At 70.7% G+C, this 16,998-nt stretch carries 12 protein-coding genes; 3 read left to right on the forward strand and 9 right to left on the reverse strand.

The genetic code is table 11. The features are described 5' to 3' along the window. Positions 1-342 precede the first annotated feature (342 nt). Positions 343-2,358 (reverse strand): diguanylate cyclase, encoded by a 2,016-nt coding sequence (locus Q0654_RS18415; protein WP_298856447.1) that lies wholly within the window; start codon positions 2,356-2,358, stop codon positions 343-345. Positions 2,359-2,499: 141 nt separating this feature from the next. Further along, entirely contained in the window at positions 2,500-3,237 is a 738-nt protein-coding gene (locus Q0654_RS18420; protein ID WP_298856448.1) for a uroporphyrinogen-III synthase, read from the reverse strand. Positions 3,238-3,353: 116 nt separating this feature from the next. Between Q0654_RS18420 and Q0654_RS18425 the strand changes: the two genes are divergently transcribed. Beyond that, a complete protein-coding gene (locus Q0654_RS18425) occupies positions 3,354-3,842 on the forward strand; it encodes a YiiD C-terminal domain-containing protein (protein ID WP_298856449.1) in 489 nt (162 codons plus the stop codon). Positions 3,843-4,511: 669 nt separating this feature from the next. Here Q0654_RS18425 and mutM read toward each other — a convergent pair. Beyond that, a complete protein-coding gene (gene mutM / locus Q0654_RS18430; protein WP_298856450.1) occupies positions 4,512-5,324 on the reverse strand; it encodes a bifunctional DNA-formamidopyrimidine glycosylase/DNA-(apurinic or apyrimidinic site) lyase in 813 nt (270 codons plus the stop codon). 89 nt (positions 5,325-5,413) lie between these two features. Here mutM and Q0654_RS18435 point away from each other — a divergent pair, with 89 nt between their 5' ends. Together Q0654_RS18435 and Q0654_RS18440 are read left to right on the forward strand one after the other, a co-directional pair. After that, on the forward strand, positions 5,414-6,619 hold the full coding sequence (locus Q0654_RS18435) for a fatty acid desaturase (protein ID WP_298856451.1): 1,206 nt from the start codon (positions 5,414-5,416) through the stop codon (positions 6,617-6,619). Positions 6,620-6,630: 11 nt separating this feature from the next. Further along, entirely contained in the window at positions 6,631-7,020 is a 390-nt protein-coding gene (locus Q0654_RS18440) for a hypothetical protein (protein ID WP_298856452.1), read from the forward strand. A 318-nt stretch (positions 7,021-7,338) separates the two neighbouring features. Here the strand turns inward: Q0654_RS18440 and Q0654_RS18445 are convergent, their stop codons facing one another. The 6 genes from Q0654_RS18445 to Q0654_RS18470 all read right to left on the reverse strand — a co-directional run bounded on the left by Q0654_RS18445 (position 7,339) and on the right by Q0654_RS18470 (position 16,524). Then, positions 7,339-9,594, reverse strand: coding sequence for a hypothetical protein (locus Q0654_RS18445; protein ID WP_298856453.1), 2,256 nt, complete (start codon positions 9,592-9,594; stop codon positions 7,339-7,341). Next, the gene (locus Q0654_RS18450) at positions 9,591-11,735 is read right to left on the reverse strand and encodes a DUF4175 family protein (RefSeq protein ID WP_298856454.1); all 2,145 of its coding nucleotides are present in this window, start codon (positions 11,733-11,735) and stop codon (positions 9,591-9,593) included. The genes Q0654_RS18445 and Q0654_RS18450 overlap by 4 nt, the downstream gene beginning before the upstream one ends. Beyond that, positions 11,732-13,441, reverse strand: coding sequence for a BatA domain-containing protein (locus tag Q0654_RS18455; protein ID WP_298856455.1), 1,710 nt, complete (start codon positions 13,439-13,441; stop codon positions 11,732-11,734). Before Q0654_RS18455 ends, Q0654_RS18450 begins: the two co-directional genes overlap by 4 nt. Next, complete coding sequence (locus tag Q0654_RS18460) at positions 13,438-14,355, reverse strand: DUF58 domain-containing protein (RefSeq protein ID WP_298856456.1); 918 nt, start codon at positions 14,353-14,355, stop codon at positions 13,438-13,440. Before Q0654_RS18460 ends, Q0654_RS18455 begins: the two co-directional genes overlap by 4 nt. A gap of 468 nt (positions 14,356-14,823) precedes the next feature. Next, the gene (locus tag Q0654_RS18465) at positions 14,824-15,816 is read right to left on the reverse strand and encodes a MoxR family ATPase (RefSeq protein ID WP_298856457.1); all 993 of its coding nucleotides are present in this window, start codon (positions 15,814-15,816) and stop codon (positions 14,824-14,826) included. A 3-nt stretch (positions 15,817-15,819) separates the two neighbouring features. Then, positions 15,820-16,524, reverse strand: coding sequence for a DUF4159 domain-containing protein (locus Q0654_RS18470; protein ID WP_298856459.1), 705 nt, complete (start codon positions 16,522-16,524; stop codon positions 15,820-15,822). Positions 16,525-16,998: the final 474 nt, after the last annotated feature.

Here is a 16,998-nt window from a genome sequence, read left to right on the forward strand (position 1 = left end):
CTCCCCAGGGGCCCCGTGGAAGAGCGCGGGCTCCTGCCCGCAAGAGCCGGAGCAAGAGCAACAGCAACAGCAACAGCAACAGCAACAGCAACAGCAACAGCAACAGCAACAGCAATGGCATCTGGAGCCGGAGCGTCCATAGGGTGGGCCCTGGCCCACCATGCGCTGAAGGCTCGCCGTGATCCGGGTCTGGCCTGCGCCGCCTCAGGCGATGTGCCGTGAGGCAGAGCCGCGCGCTGCGGTGATACCTCCGGCATGGGCGACGCATCGCGGGATGCCGTGCACCAGCGCTGCGGGGACTTGCCTGGTGTGAACCACATTGAGGATCGGAGCCAGGCCGCCTCAGGCCTCCCCGGCCGAATCCGCGGGCTCGGACACCACCACCACGCGATTGCGGCCGGCCGTCTTGGCCGCGTACAGCGCGCCGTCGGCTTCGTCGAACAGGCCTTCGGGGCGCAGCCGCGTGCGACCCGACAGCGAGGCGACGCCGACGCTGATAGTGATCGGGGGCAGGTCTTCGCGGCGCAGGTTCTCGACCGCAGCGCGCAGGCGCTCGGCCAGACCTGCGGCGGCCTGCGTGTCGGCGCCCGGGATCAGCACCACGAACTCTTCGCCGCCCCAGCGCGCCAGCAGGGTGCCGGCGCGCAGCAGGCCCTGCAGGGTGGCGGCGAGCGCACACAGCACGGAATCGCCGACCGCATGGCCCTGGGTGTCGTTGATGCGCTTGAAGTGGTCGACATCGATCAGGGCGATCGACAGCGGTGCGTGCCGGCTCATTGCGTCAGCCCAGTGCACCTCGAAGCGTTCGACGAAAGCGCGCCTGTTGGCGATGCCGGTGAGCGGGTCGATGCTGGCGGCATGCGCCAGCGCTTCCGCGCGCTTCTCCAGTTCGAGGTTGGCGCGCGCGAGCGCTTCGCGATTGCGCTCCAGCTCGGCATTGGTCTCGGCCAGCTGCTGGCCCAGGCGCCGGCTTTCGCGATAGCGGAAGGCCAGGAGGCCGGCGATCACCAGCAGGCTCAGCACGCCGAAGGTGGCCAGCCAGCGGCCCAGCGACTCCTGCCGCAGCTTCAGCGCCTGGATCTCCAGGTCACGCTGCAGCAGCTCGATCTGGCGTTCGGCTTCCTGCGCGCGGTAGGCGCTTTCCATGACCGCGACCCGGCGGTTCATGTCGAGGCCGGCCAGCTGCTCCTGCAGGGCCAGGCTTTCGATCGCGGTCTCCAGCGCGCGGGTCTCGTCGCCCTGCTCGCGCAGCAAGGGGATCATGAGCCGGTAGCTGTCGAGCAGCTGTGGCTGGTCGTCACCGGAACGGAACTCGGGCAGGGCCTGCTGCCACAGCGCCAGCGCTTCGTCCGGCCGCCCCTGGCGCGCGGCGACTTCGGCGAGGGTGGCGCGATAGCGCGCCAGCGTGCTGCGCTGGCCGATCCGCTCCGCCACGGCGGCGCCGCGCAGCAGGGCCTCGCGCGCTTCGTCGAGCTTGTTCAGGCCGAGCTTGGCGCGGCCGTTCTCGAGCAGCGCATAGGCCTGCCCCGGCGGGCTGCCGAGGCGCTCGGCCAGCCGTTCGGCCTCCAGCGCCAGGGTCAGGGCTTCGCCGTAGCTGCCGGCCAGGTTGGCGGTGCGCGCCATGCTGCCGAGCAGGGGCGCCTCGCGCGAAGGGTCGGCCAGGCGACGCGCCTCGGCGAGGCCGCGGTCGAGGTAGCTGCGCGCGGTCTCGTACTCGCGCAGCCCGGCATAGAGCAGGCCGAGGTAGTGGTAGGTGCGCTCGATCTCGGCCTTCGCGCCGGCCTGCTGCAGCTTGAGGCTCTCGCGCAGTGACTCCAGGGCGGTGGAGTACAGGCCCTGGTTCAGGCGGATCAGGCCGATGTGGGTGAGCACATCGGCAATGCCGTTGTTGTCCTTGAGCTGGCGATACAGGTTCAGCGCGCGCTCGAAGCCCGACAGTGCCGGCGACAGGTCGCCCTGGCGGCGCAGCAGGATGGCGATGTCGGTCTCGGCGCGGGCCACGCTGGCGGTGTCGCCGCGGCGGCTGGCGCGCTCCAGCACGGCGCGCTGCAGGGCCAGGGCCTCGGGATAGCGGCCGCGGCGGAACTCGATCTGCGCCGACACCCGGTCAACGGCGTCTTCCTCGGCCGAACCTTCGGATGCCAGCCCAGCGGCTTCCTTGAGTACGGTGCCGGCCATCGCGAAGTCGCCGCTCGCCGCGAGGCGCTCGGCCTCGACCAGGCGCGCCTGCAGCGGGGCCGCGATCTCGACCGGCGCGGTCGGCGCCAGCGGATCGCCCGCCCAGCGCTCCTCGACCGGCTGCGCCTCAAGGGCGACCGGCATCAGCAGCAGGCACAGCGCTGGCAGTGCTCGAAGCAACCGGATCCCCGCGATCATGAATGGGCGGCCCGTGGGCTGCGGGCGACAGGCGTCGGGTGTGGCCCCGATCTGGGCGCAAGTGTATGCGCTGGATCGCGCTGGCGTTGCGGCCGGGTTCCTTCGCGGTTGTGAAGGCTGCGCTCAGCGCGTTGCCGATGCTGCCAGCGCCGAGACCAGCGCCTGCGGTTGCGGGCCCGCGGCCGCCACGATGTCGCCAAATCCGCGCAACCGCGCATGCTCGATCAGACGCTCGCTGCTGGCCGCCACGCGGGCGCGCTTGAGCCGTGCGACCGCCTCGGCCGGAAGCTGGCCCAGCACGTTGTCGAGCGCCTCGGCGCTGGACAGCAGCAGGCCCAGCGGCGCGCCGGCCGTCAGAACTGCACGCGCATGCCGCGCATCCAGCCGCGCCGGCCCGCGTCGATAGACCTGCACCTCCTCCACCGCGAAGCCGCGCGCGCGAAGCTCCGGTGCGAGCACGCCGCGACCGCCGGGGGCGGCCACCAGCAGCACGGTCTCGCCAGCGCCTTGCGCCAGGCGCGGATGGGCCAGCAGGCCCTCGCTGATCTGCGGGCTTTGCTCGATCGGCGCCAGCACCTCGGCGAATCCCGCGCGGCGCAGCGCCGCCGCCGTGCCGGCGCCGACGCCGGCGCCGATCGCTACCCGCGTGGCAATCCGCGGGTCGAGCTGCAGCAGAAAGCGCACCGCGGCGGGGCTGATGCACAGCGCGATCGTCGGTCGCCTCGCCAGCGCCTGTTCGAGCGCCGCGCCTGCCTGCAGCGGCTCAAGACGCAGCCCCGGCAGGGCCAGCGCCCTGGCACCCGCCGCTTCGATCGCGCGCTTCGCCGCGCCCTGCTGGCTGCGCTCGCGCAGGCTGATCACCGTCCAGCCCCTCAGAGGAGGCGATATGACAGATGAGTCCGTACTCGTGGGTATCCGCGTGCGCATGCTAGATAGTCTGCCCCGCCGCACCGGCGCCTGTCCGAACGATGCTGTCCATGAGCCAAGCCGCACCGCTGATCGCCGCACCTGAAGCCACCCTTGGACAGGATCTTGAACGCGTGCTGCTGTCGATGCCGCCGCTGCGCGCGATGGGCTGCCGCGTGGCTTGCGTCGAGCCCGATCGGCTGGTGCTGGCCGCACCGCTGGTCGCCAACGTCAACGACAAGGGCAGTGCCTTCGGCGGCAGCCTGGCGGGGCTCATGACCGTGGCCTGCTGGGGATTGTTCAGCGCGCGACTCAAACAGGCCGGGCTGATCGCCGAGGTCTACGTGCAGGACTCGCACCTGCAGTACTTCGTACCGGTGCTGGAAGACATCGAGGCCGAAGCGCGGCTGGCCGAAGGCGAGGACATCGAAGCCGCGATCCGCAGCATGCGCAGCCGCCGCAAGGCGCGTCTGAAGCTGGTGGCGAGCGTGCGGCTGAAGGATGGGCGCGAGGCGGCGCGGCTGGAAGGGCGGTTTGTGGCCTTGGGGGCGGTGGGGTGAGTGAACCACCGCGTCCGATGTGTCTCTGCAGGCTGCAGCGGTTGGCAGCGGAGCCCTGCAACGGATGGCCGGAGACCGTGCTCTTTCTCGGAGACATTCCGAACATGCCGGGGCATGCCGCAGTCGCGGACCCGGCATCGGGACGAGTGATCGTGGGAGTTCACCTTGATCGGCTCGTAGAGCTGACAGAGGACGAAACCTAGGAAGAGCCCGAACCCGGCATGGACACAGTGCTGGGCCTTGGCCGGTGCACATAGGGTGGGCCCTGGCCCACCGAGAGATCGACCCTCGCCCCGGTTCCCGGGAATGCAGCGCTGCCGCGCGCTGTAGCGCTTGGATACCGAGGCGAAGTGATGGCCACGGTGGGCCAGGGCCCACCCTATGGGCGTCCGCGCGGCTTGGATCTCCGCCATCATTGGCTAGCCCTTGTGCTGCCTCCGCGCTCACCGGACGCAACGCCCGCGGCACGCAGCGATGGCTCGACCTCAGGTCGTGTTGCCGTCCGCTCTACTTGCAAGAGCGCCAAGGCTCGGTAGCGCTCGCTGCACCTTGGAACTGCACGCGCCTACCGCGGCCCACGCCCCACGCCACTCGTGCGCCCGTGCAAGCCACCGCACGCTCAGCCGTACCGGCTGCGAATCCCCAATCCCGAATCCCGAATCCCGGCTCTCAACGCTGACAGCGCGGACACCACACCGTCGCGCGCTGGCCCAGGGCCATGTGCTTCAAGGGCGCGCCGCAAACCTTGCACGCCTCGCCCTCGCGGCCGTAGACCAGCAGCTCCTGCTCGAAGTAGCCGGGCGCGCCGTCAGGCGCGAGGAAGTCACGGAGCGTGGTGCCGCCGCGGACGATGGCGTAGGCGAGGATCTCGCGCACCGCTTCGGCCAAGGCGTGGTAGCGCACCACGCTCACCTTGCCAGCCGCGCGGCGCGGGTCGATGCCGGCGCGGAACAGGCTCTCGGCGGCGTAGATGTTGCCGACGCCGACCACGATGGCCTGGTCCATCAGGAAGGTCTTGACCGGTGCCGCGCGCCCGCGACTCAGACGGAACAGGTGTTCACCGGAGAACTCGGCCGACAGCGGTTCGGGCCCGAGCCCGGCCAGCAGCGGATGCACCTGCCCGCGCGCCTGCCAGAGCAGCGCGCCGAAGCGGCGCGGGTCGTTGAAGCGCAGCAGCTGGCCGTCGTCGAGTTCCAGATCGACATGGTCGTGCGTGCGCACCGGCACGCCGGCGGGCAGCACGCGCAGGCTGCCGGACATGCCGAGATGCAGGATGGCATCGCCGGTTTCAGCGCGCAGGATCAGGTACTTGGCGCGGCGTTCGACGGCTTCGATGCGCTGGCCGGGCAGCTCCTGCGTGATCTCTGGCGGGATCGGCCAGCGCAAGTCGGGTCGGCGCAGCACGGCGCGGGCGATGCGCCGCCGCAGGAGATGCGGCTCGATGCCGCGGCGGGTGGTTTCGACCTCGGGCAGCTCAGGCATGGCTCGGAACTGTGCCGGCGTTCGTGAAAGCGGGGTGGAGGCGGGCTGCTAACATCTGTTCACTCAAAACGCAGGCGACGCAGGGTTTCATGGACAACGCATTCTTCGGCTGGGCCACGGAAGGTCTGTTCGGCAACGCATGGTGGCTGGTGCTCGGCGCCTTCCTCGTGATGGCGCATCTCACCCTGATGTCGGTGACGATCTACCTGCACCGCTGCCAGGCCCACCGCGCGGTGGATCTGCATCCGCTGGTCAGCCATCCGATGCGCTTCTGGCTGTGGTTCACCACCGCCATGGTCACCCAGGACTGGGTCGCCATCCATCGCAAGCACCACGCCCGCTGCGAGACCGCCGAAGACCCGCACAGCCCGCAGGTGCTGGGCATCAACAAGGTGCTGTTCCATGGCGTGACGCTGTACCAGAGCGCGCGCAAGGATCGCACGATCCACGCCCAGTTCGGCCACGGCACGCCGACCGACTGGGTCGAGCGCAAGGTCTACGCGCGCTTTCCCGGCCTCGGCCCCAGCCTGCTGCTGTTCCTCAACATCGGCGTGTTCGGCGTCATCGGCATCACCGTGTGGGCGCTGCAGATGCTGGTGATCCCGGTGCTGGCGGCCGGCGTGATCAATGGCCTCGGCCACTGGTGGGGCTACCGCAACTTCGAGACCGACGACCGCGCCACCAACATCAGCCCCTGGGGCCTGATCATCGCGGGCGAAGAGCTGCACAACAACCACCACGCGTTCCCGAGCTCGGCACGCTTCGCCCTGCGCCGCTTCGAGTTCGACATCGGCTGGGTGGCGCTGCGCATGCTGTCGGCGCTGGGCCTGGCCAAGATCCTGCGGGTCGCGCCCAAGCTCGATATCCGCCCGAACATCCAGATGCCGGACACCGACACCGTGCGCGCGGTGCTGGCGCATCGCTTCCAGGTGATGACCGACTACTTCCGCATCGTGGTCGCCCCGCATCTGAAGGCCGACATGGCCGGTGCGCAAGCCAATCTGAAGGCGCTGCCGGGCCGACTGCGCCGCGCGCTCAAGGATCACGGCCGCTGGCTGAAGCCCGAGCAGCAGGAAAAGCTCGACCGCTGGATCGCCGAGCACCCGCAGCTGGCGGCGGTCTACGACTACCGCCGGCGCCTGCGCGCGGTATTCGAGCGCACCAGCCAGGGCTCGGAAGCCACGCTGGAAGCCCTGCGCCAGTGGTGCCATGAGGCCGAGCAGTCGGGCAATGCGGCGCTCCAGCAGTTCGCCCAGCGTCTGAAGGGCTACAGCCTGCAGCCTGCGCGCGCCTGAACCCTGCGGACGTGGCTACCGGTCCAGCGCGCGCCTCGCCCTATCATGCGGCGATGCGCGCCCTGACCCTCCTCCTGCTCCGTTCGCCCGCCCTCGCGTGGGCGTTTCCGAACGCGCCCGCCGAACAGCTGGCGCGCGTCGATTTCGACGGCGACGGCAAGGTTAGCCGCGCCGAGTACCGCGCCTGGATGAGCCGCGGCTTCCGCGCGATGGACGTCAACGGCGACGGCATGCTGCAGCCGCACGAACTGCCGCCGGGCACGAGTTTCCGCCGCGGACAGGCGCTGACGCTGGTCGAGCACCACGCGCGCATCGATGCCCGGTTTGATCTGCAGGATGTCGATGGCGACGGTTTCCTCGACGTGCGCGAGCTGACCGCGCCGCCGCGCCCGGCGCGCTGAGCGCGCAACGGCTGCCTGCGATCCAGAGTCTGGTTCGGGGCGAAGGCTGCGGTCGCCTGCAAGCAGGCTCCTACAAACAGCGACAGCGGGCGAACAAGAAACGGAAGGTTTGCGCTCCGCGGGTTACCCCGCGAAGCCTAGCTGTTTGTAGGAGCGAGCTTGCTCGCGACCGGCAGGATTGGCACGAAGCGTGAGCCGCAGAGGCTTGACCTGAGAGCGTGTCTACGAAGAGCGCGCGAAGACAGGCGCGTGCCGAGCGCGCGAGCGGTCGCATCAGGCTTCCGCAAGACCCCACGCCTCGCTTCCCGCATCAAGCGCTCACGGCGACCGCGGCCGCTCCAGCCACCACAGCAGGGCCAGCACCGCAAGCAGGGCCAGCAGCCAGGGCCAGAAGTCGCCGCCGACGTACTGAGGACCGCTGCTGCCCTCGCCAGCCGCGCGCGTGGACACGACTGCGCGCGTGCGCGCAAGCAGATCCGCCGCGTGCAGGGCAGTTTCCTGCTTGGGATCGCGCACCTCGATTTCCAGCGCGGTCGACTCGCCATCGGCCAGACGGTAGCGACCCGGCAGTCCCGGGAAGGTGGCGACGCAGCCCTGCGCATCCGGCGCCGCCAGCGTGAGCCGGGCGCCGTCAGGCGCAAGCAGCGACAGCGCCCCGCGCAGACCGCAGAGCTCGATGCGCTCGCCAGCCCAGGCCTGGGTCTGCCCGCGCGGCAGGCGCAGCATCGGACTAGGCGCTGCTGCTTCCGGTGCCCGCGCGAGATCGCTGGTCAGCCGGCTCCACAGGCCTGTGTAGGCCTCGGCATGGCCCGCCGCCTGCAGGCGATAGCTGTCGGTCAGCCACAGCAAGCCCATGCGCCCCAGCCCGCGCGCGCGCCACAGCGCCAGGGGATCACCCTCACTGGAACGCACCGCCGGCGCGGCCTGCATCGACATCACCCGGATCGGCAGCTGACGCAGGCGCGTCGGTACATCGGCGACGCGCGCCTGTGCGCTGGTTTCGCCGAGCACGCGCTCGACCGCAAAGCCCGCCTCGCGCAGTTCCGCGAGCACGCCTGGATTCGGCAGTGCCGTGAGGCGCAGCAGCAGGCCCAGGCCGTTCTCCACTTCGCCCAGCACCGCAGCGCGGCCGCCCGGGCCCAGCGTCGACCAGGCGCGCTCTTCGAGGATCAGCAGATCCAGCGCGGCAAGCTCCTCGGCGCTGGGCGCCAGCGCGCGGCCGCCCTGCACCAGGCCCGGCGCGAACTGGATGCGGCTGTCGAAGTCGAGCCCGGCGTCCACCGCCCAGCGCCGCAGCGCGCGCGTTTCAGGGCCAGGGGCCGCGGCCAGCAGCAGCACCTTGGGGGCGCGCGGCGCGGTGACTTCGATGCGGACGTCATGGACGTCGAGGACCTCTTCATCGGCATCGAGCGCGCGCAGGCGCAGCGGCAGCGTGCCCAGCGCGCGCGCCGGCGCTCGCAGCTGGGCGATGCCGGCACGATCGTGCATGGAAGCGTCCCGCTTGCGCGGCAGTGTCGCCGCTTCCTGTGCCTGCGCGCCGGCCGAGTGCGCCGTGCTCTCAGCAGACTCCGGCGCAGCGTCACGCGTACCGGACGCAGGCGCGGCCACGTCGATTGCGGGCGCCTCATCGGCGCTCCGAGTCGCGCCTGCCGCGGCCGATGGCGTAGCCAGCGCAGAGGCCAGCGCCGCCGCGGTCGCGGAGCTCAGCGCGGCCTCCGCATCGAACACCTGCTCCGCCAGCACTTCGCCCGCCGCATCCAGCAGCTGCACGCGGGCGGGCAAGGTGCCGTTCCAGCGCGTCGCGACTTCGATGCGCGCGCCCAGCGTCGCCTGCGCGGCAGCTTGGATCTCGACGAAGCCGCGCGGCAGCGGTGCCGCGATGAACTCACGGCTGCGACCGCGCGCGGCCTGCAGATCGCGCAGCGACAGACCGCGCCCGAACAGGCGCAGGGTGGAGAACTCCGGCCGCATCCGCAGCGCGGTCGCCAGATCCGGCACACGTTGCACGCCCGGCGGCAGCGGCGCTTCGGCGTCCGGCAGGGCGATGATGGCGGCGGGTGGGCCGAGTTCGGCGCTCGCGTTGAGGGCACGACGCGCAGCAGCGCTGCCATCGCGTGGGTCTCCAGCAAGCTCCGAGCCCGCATAGGGTGGGCCCTGGCCCACCATGGCCTCGGCACTGCTCCGACCATCCGCTGAGTCCGGTGTCTCGATGTCTCGACTCGCTGCCTGAGAGCGCGATGTCGACGCGGCTTGAGCCTGAGCGTTCGCGTCTTGGGAATCGGCAGAGGGCGCGAGGGCGTGCTTCGCACCGAGGCGAGTGTCGGGCTCCGGTGGGCCAGGGCCCACCCTATGGGTGAGCGCGTCGCGCCACCCCGCGCCGAGCACAGTCAAGGTGCCGGCCTGCGGCAAGGGCTGCGGCGGCGGGTTCAGCACCAGGTACACGAGCAGCAGCGCGCCGCTCTGCAGCAGCAGCCGCCAAGGCCAGCGCTGCGGGCGCTTCCACAGAAGGCGCGCGGCGGCGAGCAGGCCGATGGCGAGCAACGCGAGCGCGAGGAAGTTCGACGGCAGACTCATCGGGCGGCCTCCAGCGCGCGCAGCCAAGCCTCGCCCGCAGCATCGAGCCCGGCGCGCGAACGCGGCCCCTGCGTCGGTGGCGCGATCCGCTGCCAGAGGCTTGAGGCGAGCGCTGCGCGACACTCCGCGCAGTCGGGATCGCGACGCACGCGATCGAAGCGCTCGCGCAGGTCGAGGGTCGATTCGATCGGCTGCCCGGCGAGCCAAGCTTCAAAGGCATCAATCGCCTCGGGACGAAGCGCAGCCTCGCCATCCGCCTCACCCCCGGCAAATCCCGAATCCCGAATCCCCAATCCCCAGCCCGCCAGGGCCGAGAACAGCCCCACCAGCGCCGCATCGCCGCGCTCGGCCGCGCGCAGCGGATCGCCCGGTCGTACCGCCGTCGAACGATCGCCGCTCAACCGCCGCGAGAATAGGATCGGCGGCAGCTCCAGGCCCACGCGGGCGAGGTAGATGCGGCTGGCCTGCTGGATCTGCTTGATCAGGTCCAGCGCGCGGTACTGGTAGGGCAGGGCGGCGACCGGATCGCCCATGCGCAGATGCAGCTCGCTCTGCCACATCTCGCGCAGGGCCGAGCGCAGGCGTTCCCTCGTCACCGGGTCGAACAGGGTGGTGCCTTCCTCCTGGTCATGCGCATGGCCGTAGGCGCGCAGCAGGGCGTTGGCGTCGCCGAAGTTGGCCGGGTCGGCATGGCCATGGCCGTCATCGAGGCTGTGGCCCTCGGGCAGCAGCGGGCCCTCGGTCTCGACCTCCTCGCCGAGGAACTCGCCATAGCGCAGGCGCAGCAGGCGCTGGTCGACGCCGATGCTGTCGCTGCGCGCGAGCAGGCGTTCGCGATCCAGCGCCGCGCGTTCGGCGATCAGGGCTTCGGTGTCGATGATGATCTGGCGCTGGCTGCGGAAGTAGGCCGGCAGGGTGCGCTGGACGAAGCCCTCCACGCCCTCGCCCTCGGTGTCGCGCAGCTTGGGCCAGCGCAGGATGTAGCTGGGGCTGCGCGCGCGCTGGCCCAGGCTGTCCAGCACCTCGACGCGCAGGATCAGGTCATTGCCGGTCTCGAAGCCGAGTGCTCCAAGATCGAGGCGGCGCAGGTAGCGCCGGCTGCGCGCATCGCCTTCGCCGCGCAGGGCGACGCGCTGCTCGCTGACCTCGACCAGCTCGCCGTCGCCCTTGGCCAAGGTCAGCAGCAGCTCGGCGGCGCCGAGGCTAAAATCATCACTGGCCTCGATGTCGAGCTCCATCGCCGCGGCCGACTCGACAATGTTCAGGGTCTGACCGGGACGGCGGACACGGATCTGCGGCGGCTGGTCGGGCTTCAGTTCAAGGCGGGCGGCAGCCGCGTCGAGGCCGAGCACCATGCCGTCGATCTCGATGCGGTAGCGGCTGCTGGCTTCCGGTGTGTCGTCGGCGCGCCAGCGCTGGTCTTTCAGCGCGAGTTCGATGCGGCGGCCATCGATGAAGACCAGCGCCGCGGCGTCGGGAGCGGGTTCGATCTGCAGGGCCCAGTCGATGCGGCTGCCGGCCACGGCTTCGATGTCCAGCGCGCTCTGCGTGGCCGCGGGCAGGCCGGTGTAGCGCGGCGGGGTGATGCGGACTTCGGTGGACAGCAGCTGCGGCGGGCCGAGTGGGGATTCACCCATCGCCGTGGGCGCCGCCCCCGAGGGCGTCGAGTTCGAGGCATCCATGCGCTGCGCTGGCAGCAGCAGCACGGTGGCGGCCAGCAGCACCGGCAGCAACATCCACGGCGAGTGCGCGCGCAGGCCCAGTGCGGACAGCGTCGCCCGCGGCAGGCGCTGCTCCAGCCGCTGCCTCTGCAGCGCAGCCAGCGCGCCCGTTCCGGACATGAACAGCAGGCCGGCGCTGTCTTCGAAGCTCGGAAGTTTCTGGTTGAGCCGCTGCGCCAGCCAGCCCACATTGCGCTGGCGAACGCGCAGGCCGGCGATGCCGAGCAGCGCCAGCAGCGCTACGGCATCCGTCCACAGCGCTGGCCAGGGCGCAGACACAAAGCGCAGCAGCGCCCAGCTCGGGAGCACCCACAGCACGGCTTCGATCAGGCCCAGCCGGCGCACACGCCGCAGCAGTGCCAGCGCGCCGGCGCCGGGTGCGAACGCCTCGTTACCCGACGTGGACATCGGCGCGCTCATGCGGGCCTCCGGGTCGCCGCCAGCCAGCGCTCGGCCAACAGCAGAAGAAGCAGTACGAGGACCAGCGCATCGCGCAGCGACGTGCCTGCGGGCTGCGGCGGCGTCCCTTCCGAAGTGGGCGCGATCAGCTTTGCGTCGATGCGCGAGGCCGGCGCAGACTCCGGCGCCAGCCAGCCCTGCAGCAGTCGCGGAAAGTCTGGCGCCAACAGTTCGGGCAAGCAGCGCGCATCGAGTGCGCAGTCGAGCAGGCGCAGTTCTGCGCCGTCACGGTGCAGGGTGCTGAGCCGCGCGCCTTCGCCTCGCCAGAGCATGCGGGCGCGGGCATCCAGGGCGACGTCCAGCTCCGCGTCAGCGCAGGTGTCATCGCCAAGATCCGTTGATCCGTCATCCCCGCGAAGGCGGGGATCCAGGCGACCAGGCCAAAGCGCCGGGCTCCCGTCTTCGAGGGGGCGATGACAATGGCTGTGCGAGAGGCTTGCGGCTTCAGAAGCGGCCTGCCCGGAATGGAGCGTTCGCTGTGCTTGCGGGCCTTGCACAGGTGTTGCCTCCGACAAGGCCGAGTCTTCGAGTTCTTCGGGCCGAGGAGAACGGCCCTGGGCCCCCGCCTGCGCGGGGGCGACGGCCTCCGGGTCTTGAGAGGCGGGCATCGCGGCAGCCGCTGACTCCGCCGCCCACGTGGCCGCATGCGGTTCGCGCTCGCCCGCGCCGCTGACCAGCACCCGGCCGCCGTCGCGCAGCCACGTCCGCCAGGCCGGCGAGAGCGAGGCCAGCGCAGCCGCATAGGGTGGGCCCTGGCCCACCGTGGCTGCGGATGCGCCCCGGTCAGCGCTCGTATCCGCCGGCAGATGTCCGGCGCCCTCCGGCGCTACCGGTTCCGCGCCCACTCCGTCACCGTCGCTGCGCACGTCGTCCTGCGGCTCGGCGTCGCTCGCTGAGGGCTGCGCGCGCGCATCGTCTTCGCGCGCTGCCGGCGTCTGCATGGACGCCATCACCCACAGCACATCGACGCCTTCTGCCGGCGCTTGCTCGCCCGCATCGACAAAGCGCAATCGCGCGTTCTCGCCCATGGCCTCGAAATAGGCACGCAGCGCGTTCAGCGCACGGCGCTGCTCAGACTCGACGTCCTCCATCACATGGACTGCAACGCGCAGCCCCTGCGTCGATTGAGGCACCACCGGCAGCTCCACCGGCAGCACCGTCCATTCGATCGCACGGCCCAGCTGCAGCGGCACGCCGTCCCAGCCCTCCAGCTCACGCGGCACCCGCACCTCAAGCGCCTGCGCGGCGGGGCGCTCGAAGGCCAGCTGGCGCAGCAGGCTGAAGGGCTGCGCTGATGCGGGCGCAGTCACCGCATCGACGGGCGGAAATCCCGGTGCCAGCCAGCGCAGCTCGGCCTCCTCATCCACCGCACCGACCTGCTCCGGATCCAGCCCCGGCCACAGCAGCACCCAGGGCGCGCCGGCGCGCCCGCGCAGCAGCGGTTGTGCCAGCACGAAAGCCAGCACCGTCAGCATTAGCAGGCGCAGCAGCAGAAGCAGCAGGTCGCGCAGACGCACCCGCTGCTTTGGCCGCGCCTGCGGATCGATGTAGGCGAGCGCGGCGAACAGCCGCGGCGGCGGTGTCTGGCGGCGGCGCTGCAAATGGATCAGCAGCGGCAGGGCCAGCGCCAGCAGCGCGAACAGGGCCGAGGGCAGCAGCAGGCTCATGTCGCGCCGCCTATGTCGATGCGGCCGCCGCGGCCGAACAGGGCGCGCAGGGCGAGGTCTTCCGGCTGGTCCAGCCAGTGTTCGACGCAGGCCACGCCGCGCTGCTGCAGGCCGGCGATGAACTCGGCGCGGGCGGCACCGAAGCGCTGCAGAAATCCTGAGCGCACAGCGTCTCCATCGACCTCGCGCACCGCGTTCGACTCGGGGTCGACCAGATGCAGGGCGCCGCTTAGCGGAAAGTCGCGTTCCTCGGCTGTGAGGATGCGGACGAAGGCCACGCTGCGCTGGGCCGCGGCCAGGCGCGCGGCGAACTCGGCGGCCGCGCTGTCGAAGCCATCGCTGAGCACCAGCACCAGGGCGCCCGGCGGCATGCGTGCAGCGAAGGCGTCGAGGGCAGGCGCATCCGGCCAGGCCTGGGTGGGCCTGAGGCCCGCAAGCGCCGCCAACAGCCGATCGCGCTGGCCGCGGCCGCCGTTCGCCGCCGCCCGCAGCGGCGCGCGCGGCTCGAAGGCCAGCAGGCCGAACAGCTCGTCTTCGCGCAGGGCCAGCTCCAGCACGCAGGCGGCCAGCCGACGCGCGGCGTGCAGGCGCGTCCAGCCGGGATTGGCGAGATCGTCCTGCGCCATTGAAGGGCTGCAGTCGAGTACCAGGTAGACGCTGAGCGGCGCATCGCGCTCGGACTCGCGTACGAACAGGCGATCGCTGCGTGCGAACAGCTTCCAGTCGACCTGGCGCGGCGCATCGCCGGCGACGTAGCCGCGGTACTGGGCGAATTCGAGGCCCTGTCCGCGCGAGCGGCTTTGCTGTCGACCCAAGGGGCCGATCGGCGCCTGCAGCGGCGTGCGCAGGCGCAGATCGCGCAGCCGCGCGCGCAGCTCGGCCGGCAGGTCGAGGCCGCTGTCAGCGAGGTTCATGCGTGCGACGTCCGGTAGCCGCGCGTCGGGTGGGCCGTGGCCCGCGGGAGCAGGACGCTCGCCTCGGTTTCAAATGACGTCATAGGGTGGGCCCTGGCCCACCGAAGCTCGAGGCTCGCCTCGGTGTCGAACGTCCTCGCGCAGCGAGGCGCGCGCTCGCACACCACGCGACCGCGGCGAGCATGAGGCTCATGGTGGGCCAGGGCCCACCCTATGAAGCCTCGCGAGGCTGGCATCCGCGCGAGGCACAGGCTGGCGCGAAAGACGCCGACGCCCCGCTTGTCGCCACCCTCGACCCGAATAGGGTGGGCCCTGGCCCACCGGAGCTTGACCCCGGCTCCGGTGTCGGTTGTTGGCGCCGCCAAGGGCGAACGCAGGTTCGGAGCACCACGACCGAGGCGGACGTGAAGCTCACGGTGGGCCAGGGCCCACCCTATGCGGGGGCGATGCATCGCGCGCGGCCTCGGCTTACACCGCCACCGCATCCAGCACGCCTTCCACCACCCAGTCGGTGCTGCGGCCCTCAGCCTCCGCCGCAAACGACAGCAGCAGGCGGTGGCGCAGCACCGGCTTGGCCAGCGCGCGGATGTCCTCGCGGGTGACGGCGAGACGGCCCTGCAGCAGAGCTCGGGCCTTGGCCGCCAGCACCAGCGACTGCCCGGCGCGCGGGCCGGCGCCGAAGCGCAGGGCCTGGTTGACGCGCTCGGGGGCATCGCTGCCGGGGCGGGTGGCGCGCACGAGCCGTGCGATCCAGCGGGTCAGCTCGGGCTCGATGTGCACCTCGCGGGTCAGTGCCTGCAGCTCGATCAGTTCGTTCGCCTCCATCACCGCCGGTGGTGCTTCGCCGCTGCGGCCGGTGGTGAGATCGAGGATGGCGATTTCCTCATCCAGGCTCGGATAGTCGACGCGGATGTAGAGCAGGAAGCGGTCGAGCTGGGCTTCGGGCAGGGGATAGGTGCCGGCCTGCTCCAGCGGGTTCTGCGTGGCCAACACGAAGAAGGGGCGGGGCAATTCGAAGGTCTGGCCGGCGGTGCTGACGGTGCGCTCCTGCATCGCTTCCAGCAGGGCGGCCTGGGTCTTGGGTGGTGTGCGGTTCAGTTCGTCGGCCAGCAGCAGATGGGTGAACACCGGACCCGGCTGGAACTTGAACACGCGTTTGCCGGTGCCGTGGTCTTCCTCCAGCACCTCGGTGCCGAGGATGTCGCTCGGCATCAGATCCGGCGTGAACTGGATGCGGTGGAAGTCGAGCTTCAGGGCCTGGCCCAGGCTGCGGATCAGCAGGGTCTTGCCCAGGCCCGGCACGCCTTCGAGCAGGCAGTGGCCGCCGGCGAGCAGCGCGATCAGCAACTGCTCGACCACCTCGGCCTGGCCGACCACGGCGCGGGCGATGGCCTTCTTCAGCGCATCGAGGCGTTCGAGGCGCGCGGCGAGGCTGGCTTCATCCAGGGCGATGGCGTTCATGGCTCATCCGTTGAGTGCGTACATCACGATGTTGACGGCGAAGCGGGTGTTGTCCTCGGCGAGCCAGCGCTTGTTGCGCCAGTCGTAGTCCCATTCGCAGCCGTAGTCCTTGTTGCTGTAGAGCACGCCGAGCCGACCCTCGTGCTCGATGCCCTTGAGATAGTCGTGCACCAGGTCATCGCCCCAGCCGTTCAGCTCGAAGCTCGTCGTCGGCGGGCCGTCGAACTTGAAGAAGCTCGAATAGACCGGGTGCGTGTTGGGCAGCTTGACCAGCGCGCGCGGGCCGAAGATGGCCGCCATCTCGGCCTCGAAGCTGCGCGCGAACAGGCCGTCGATATCGTGGTTGCAGTCATCCACGAAGACGAAGCCACCGCGCCGCACATAGGCCTCGAAGTTGCGCCGCTCGTCGGGATCGAACTCGACCAGCTTGTGGCCCGACAGATAGCAGAACGGCGCCTCCAGCATCCGCGGATCGGCCAATGGGATGACCCGCTCGACCGGGTCGACGCGCAGGCCGGTGTAGTCGATCAGCGAGGTGATCAGGTTCGACGGCATGCGCTGGTCCACGTCCCAGTTGCCCGAGGCGTACATCAGCCGGGTGAACCAGAAGTCGTACTCGCCCTCGATCGGCTGGAACGCGCGAGCACGCGACGCGGCGAGAGCGGCGAAGGTGGCGGTGCTGAGCTTTAGGAAGTGGCGGCGGAGCATTGGTTGGAGCCGGGATTCGGGATTGGGGATTCGGGATTCGTAAGAGCTGGGTTGCGGTGTTGCGTAGGGTGCGGCACTTCCTTCAGCCCCTCTCCCACTGGGAGAGGGGTTGGGGAGAGGGCCGGGCGGAGCGCGTGCCACGAACTTCGCCGAGCGCCAACTGTTGTCGCTTTCAGCGGCCCCTCATTCCGTAGAGCGGATAGGAAAGAGAGATCTCGACTGCTCCGGCGTTGCTAGATCCGCGTTGCATTCAGCTTCGCTTCCAGCTGGTCCTCCCGACATCAACCTCCAAGTACCCGTCCAGCTCTCCACGAAGCGCACCGCGCTCTTGCGGGCAGGAGCCCGCGCTCTTCCCGGGGCCCCTCGGTAGCGGCGGGAGGCGGTCGAATCGCCCGCAGGGTTGCCCGCAGGGATGCGGGCAAGGTTTTCGACAGGCCAGGGATGGCCTGTCCGAAAACCCCGACCGACTCACGC

It is taken from the genome of uncultured Aquimonas sp., from assembly GCF_937888285.1.
GTDB lineage: Bacteria > Pseudomonadota > Gammaproteobacteria > Xanthomonadales > Xanthomonadaceae > Aquimonas.